Origin of the sequence: Streptomyces sp. NPDC058375 (genome assembly GCF_042723425.1) — a bacterium.
GTDB classification, from domain to species: Bacteria; Actinomycetota; Actinomycetes; order Streptomycetales; family Streptomycetaceae; genus Streptomyces; species Streptomyces durocortorensis.
Window position 1 is genome coordinate 1 of the sequence record NZ_JBHXJG010000399.1, and the last position, 4,205, is coordinate 4,205.

Sequence of the window (4,205 nt, forward strand, 5' to 3'; positions counted from 1 at the left end):
CTCCTGTGATCAACGCGTCCGGTGGACTACAGCGCCCCGAACCCCACCCGTCGGGTGGTCGGCTCACCGATCTCCACATACGCGATCCGGTCGGCCGGCACCAGGACCTTGCGGCCCTTGTCGTCCGTGAGGCTGAGCAGCTCCGCCTTGCCGCCCAGTGCCGCGGCGACCGCGCTCTCGACGTCCTCGGCGGAAAGCCCGCTCTCCAGAACGATCTCGCGGGGCGTGTGCTGCACCCCGATCTTGACCTCCACGGCTATGTCCCTCCGACGGTCAGTCCCTGCGCGGCGAACCGCGCCGTACGCAGCCACATTAGCCCGGCGCGAGCGGCGCTCAGGGCCCGACCGGCAACGCCCGCAGCGAACACGGCGTCACACGTCCCGTCACGGTGGGCTCAGTGCTGCTCGACGCCGTGCAGCGGGAAGCCCGCGATGCCACGCCAGGCCAGCGAGGTGAGGAGCTGCACGGCCGTGTCGCGCGGGATCGCGGACCGGCTGGAGAGCCAGTAGCGGGCCACCACCTGGGAGACGCCGCCGAGCCCCACCGCCAGCAGCATGGACTCGTCCTTGGACAGGCCCGTGTCCCCGGCGATCACGTCGGAGATGGCCTCGGCGCACTGGAGGGACACCCGGTCCACCCGCTCGCGCACGGCGGGCTCGTTGGTCAGGTCGGACTCGAAGACCAGCCGGAACGCGCCGCCCTCGTCCTCCACGTACGCGAAGTAGGCGTCCATCGTCGCCTCGACGCGCAGCTTGTTGTCCGTCGTCGAGGCCAGCGCCGTGCGCACGGCCTGGAGCAGCGACTCGCAGTGCTGGTCGAGCAGGGCCAGGTAGAGCTCCAGCTTCCCGGGGAAGTGCTGGTAGAGCACCGGCTTGCTGACCCCGGCCCGCTCGGCGATGTCGTCCATCGCGGCGGAGTGGTAGCCCTGCGCGACGAAGACCTCCTGCGCGGCGCCCAGCAGCTGATTGCGTCGGGCGCGGCGGGGCAGCCGAGTGCCCCGCGGGCGCGCCGCCTCTGTCTGCTCGATGGCTGTCACGCCGCCTCCCAAATATGTGTTCCAGCACAGCCGGTCCGTGCACGCTGCGCCGTACAGCCATCGTACTTTTGGGTAACCCGGGTGTGCGCGGCGCGGACGCAGAATTTCACGGACCGGACGGCTGTGGAAGCCACAGTTCTCTGCGGTCGTGAGCAAACCGGGGCGTATTACCGGTAATCGTCCTCGTCGAGGGGGATCACCCTGCGCTGTTCCGCCACATCGGCCTCATTGGCGGCGGTCGGGTCGACGCTTTCCACCCGCTCGTCGTCCTCGGGCCGGACATCCGCGCGCTGCTCGGCGGCGTCGGCCTCCGGGGCCTCGGGCCCCGGCTCGTCGGGCTCCGTGCCCTCGAAGGTGTCCGGGTCGCTCGGGTCGACCGTCATGTGCAGCTCCCTTCCTGTCGTTCCCCCTGAAGCCTAGGAGTTACCCGTCTACCCCGCGATGCGGCCTTGTGACGGCGAACACATGAATCAGGGCGTGATCGTCTCGTAACATTGGCGTATGTCTTCGACCGAACTGCCGGGTGCCCAGGCCGCCGCCGCCGCGGTGGCCCCCACGGTCAGTGCTGTCCGGGTCGCCGACGGCGAACGGCTGCGCTCCGTGTCCCTGCCGGGGATCGGTCTGAACATCCGCTGCCGGCCGGGAGACCGGACCGGACTGCCCCCCGCGCTGTACGTGCACGGGCTCGGTGGCTCGTCGCAGAACTGGTCCGCACTGATGCCGCTGCTGTCCGACCTGGTCGACGGGGAAGCCGTCGACCTGCCCGGATTCGGGGACTCGCCGCCGCCGGACGACGGCAATTACTCGGTGACCGGACACGCCCGCGCGGTGATCCGGCTGCTGGACGCGGAGGAGCGGGGGCCCGTCCACCTCTTCGGCAATTCGCTGGGCGGCGCGGTCGCCACCCGGGTCGCCGCCGTCCGCCCCGACCTGGTGCGCACCCTCACCCTGATCTCGCCCGCCCTGCCGGAGTGGCGGGTGCAGCGACCGGCCGTCCCGACCGGTCTGCTGGCGGTGCCGGGGGTCGCGTCCCTGTTCGCCCGGCTCACGAAGGGCTGGACGGCGGAGCAGCGGACCCGCGGAGTCATGGCACTCTGTTACGGCGATCCGGCACAAGTCTCCGACGAAGCCTTCCGCAACGCGGTGGCCGAGATGGAGCGGCGGCTGGAGCTGCCGTACTTCTGGGACGCGATGACGCGTTCGGCCCGGGGCATCGTCGATGCGTACACCCTGGGCGGCCAGCACGGACTGTGGCGCCAGGCCGAGCGGGTGCTCGCACCGACCCAGCTCGTGTACGGCGGACGGGACCAGCTCGTCTCGTACCGGATGGCACGCAGGGCGTCCGCGGCCTTCCGCGACGCCCGGCTGCTGACGCTGCCCGACGCGGGGCACGTGGCGATGATGGAGTACCCGGAGGCGGTCGCCCAGGCGTTCCGGGAACTGCTGGACGATAGCGGCGGGAGCTGATCCGGGGCGTGGGACGACACAGTCGAAAGGGCGGGGCGATCCGCCCGGACGCGGCAGCGGCGGAACCGGGCGGCGAGCGCGCCGCGGCGAGGCCCGCCTCCGGCGGCGGCCGGCGCAGGCGGACCGCGCCCGAACGGACCGGTGACGGGCGGAACCTGTTCTCCCCGCTGACCGGTGACGGACAGGGCCCGTTCTCCACCGACGCCCCACAGGTGCGCGGCGGCCACCCCGAACAGCATGAGAAGGGCGGCGGCTGGGGCGGCACCTGGAGCACCGGGCCGCAGCCCCGCTACGGGCAGGGGCCCGGCGCGCCCGCGTCACAAGGCACCCCTTATCCGCGGGCGCCCCACCAGTACCCCGGCCCGGACGGCCGCCCCGGCGACACCCGGCCGAACCCCGGCGGATCGGGCGGGTCCGCCGGGCCCTTCGGATCCCAGGACCCCGCCGCCCGGCAGCAGGCCGTGGCCCGCCAGGTCTCCGCCCAGCGGGCGGCCCAGCGCGCCGCGGACGGCCGTGCGGCACAGCAGCCGACGCCCGACGGACCTCCGGTGCCGGGCCCGCGCCGGGAGTTCCTGGAGGCCTTCGACGCCGACGCCCCGGCGAGCGCCCCCGCCCCCACGCCGCCCGGACCCCCGGGCGGCACCGAGGCGGCGGAGCCGGACGAACGCTCCGCGCCCCGGGGCGGCAAGGGCCGGACGTTGACCGGGATCGCCGCCGCCGCGGTGACGACCGTGCTCGCGGTCGTCGTGGCCGGCCAGGTCGCCGAGGACTCCGGGGGCCGTGCGGCCGCCGCGCGCGCCGCCGATGTGGAGCGGCAGGGCCTGAGCGACGAGGCCTCCCGCTCCGACGCCCGCCCGACCCCGAAGCAGCCCTCGGCGAAGCCCGAGGTGAAGCCCCTCTCGTACGCGGCCAAGATGGCGCAGCCGTATCCGCTCGCCGCCGACCTGAAGGCGAGCGGCACGTTCGAGGCCGTGCCCGGTCTGGCGAAGGCCCCCGGAAAGGGGCAGAAGCACCGCTACCGGATCGACGTGGAGAAGGGACTCGGCCTCGACGCCGGACTGTTCGCCGAAGCCGTGCAGAAGACGCTCAACGACGACCGGAGTTGGGCGCACAACGGGGCGATGACCTTCGAGCGCATCTCGTCGGGGCAGCCGGACTTCGTGATCACCCTCGCCAGTCCCGGGACCACTGGCGACTGGTGTGCCAAATCCGGTCTGGACACCACGATCGACAACGTCTCCTGCGATTCGGCCTCGACCGACCGCGTGATGATCAACGCCTATCGCTGGGCGCAGGGCGCCGCCACCTTCGGTCCGGACAAGATGCTGTCCTACCGTCAGATGCTCATCAACCACGAGGTCGGCCACCGGCTCGGGTACAACCACGTGAGCTGCCGCACGCCCGGCGCCCTGGCCCCGGTCATGCAGCAGCAGACCAAGACCCTTGAGCTCGAAGGCATCAAGTGCAAGGCCAACCCCTGGGTGCACCCCACGGATTGATCCCGGGCCGGCCCGCGGCGGCCCGCCGGGCAGCCCGCAAGGGGCTGGCCCGGGCCTGACCCTCCGTAACAACCGACCGCTGTATCGCGACGGAACGCGACCGGGCCGGGAAAGTTACGACGGTTCACCCCTTTCGGTGGCGCGCCCGCCCCACGGGCGGGGGGCCCCCCGGGGTGACCCGTTCGGGGGGGCCCCCGCCGGGG

The 4,205-nt window shown here is 72.9% G+C and carries 5 protein-coding genes; 2 read left to right on the forward strand and 3 right to left on the reverse strand.

What is annotated here, in order from left to right; all coding sequences use genetic code 11:
• Positions 1-26: 26 nt before the first annotated feature.
• From ACFWM7_RS34035 to ACFWM7_RS34045, 3 genes are all read right to left on the reverse strand, one after another.
• On the reverse strand, positions 27-254 hold the full coding sequence (locus ACFWM7_RS34035) for a DUF3107 domain-containing protein (protein WP_010061602.1): 228 nt from the start codon (positions 252-254) through the stop codon (positions 27-29).
• Between the two features lie 140 nt (positions 255-394).
• A complete protein-coding gene (locus ACFWM7_RS34040; RefSeq protein WP_010061601.1) occupies positions 395-1,036 on the reverse strand; it encodes a TetR/AcrR family transcriptional regulator in 642 nt (213 codons plus the stop codon).
• 167 nt (positions 1,037-1,203) lie between these two features.
• Positions 1,204-1,419: a hypothetical protein gene (locus tag ACFWM7_RS34045; protein ID WP_383268293.1), complete on the reverse strand. Its 216-nt coding sequence runs from the start codon at positions 1,417-1,419 to the stop codon at positions 1,204-1,206.
• Positions 1,420-1,537: 118 nt separating this feature from the next.
• On the opposite strand from ACFWM7_RS34045, the gene ACFWM7_RS34050 reads away from it, so the two are divergent.
• Positions 1,538-2,503, forward strand: a complete 966-nt coding sequence (locus ACFWM7_RS34050; RefSeq protein WP_383268295.1) for an alpha/beta fold hydrolase — start codon at positions 1,538-1,540, stop codon at positions 2,501-2,503.
• Between the two features lie 8 nt (positions 2,504-2,511).
• On the forward strand, positions 2,512-4,002 hold the full coding sequence (locus tag ACFWM7_RS34055) for a DUF3152 domain-containing protein (RefSeq protein ID WP_383268298.1): 1,491 nt from the start codon (positions 2,512-2,514) through the stop codon (positions 4,000-4,002).
• Positions 4,003-4,205: the final 203 nt, after the last annotated feature.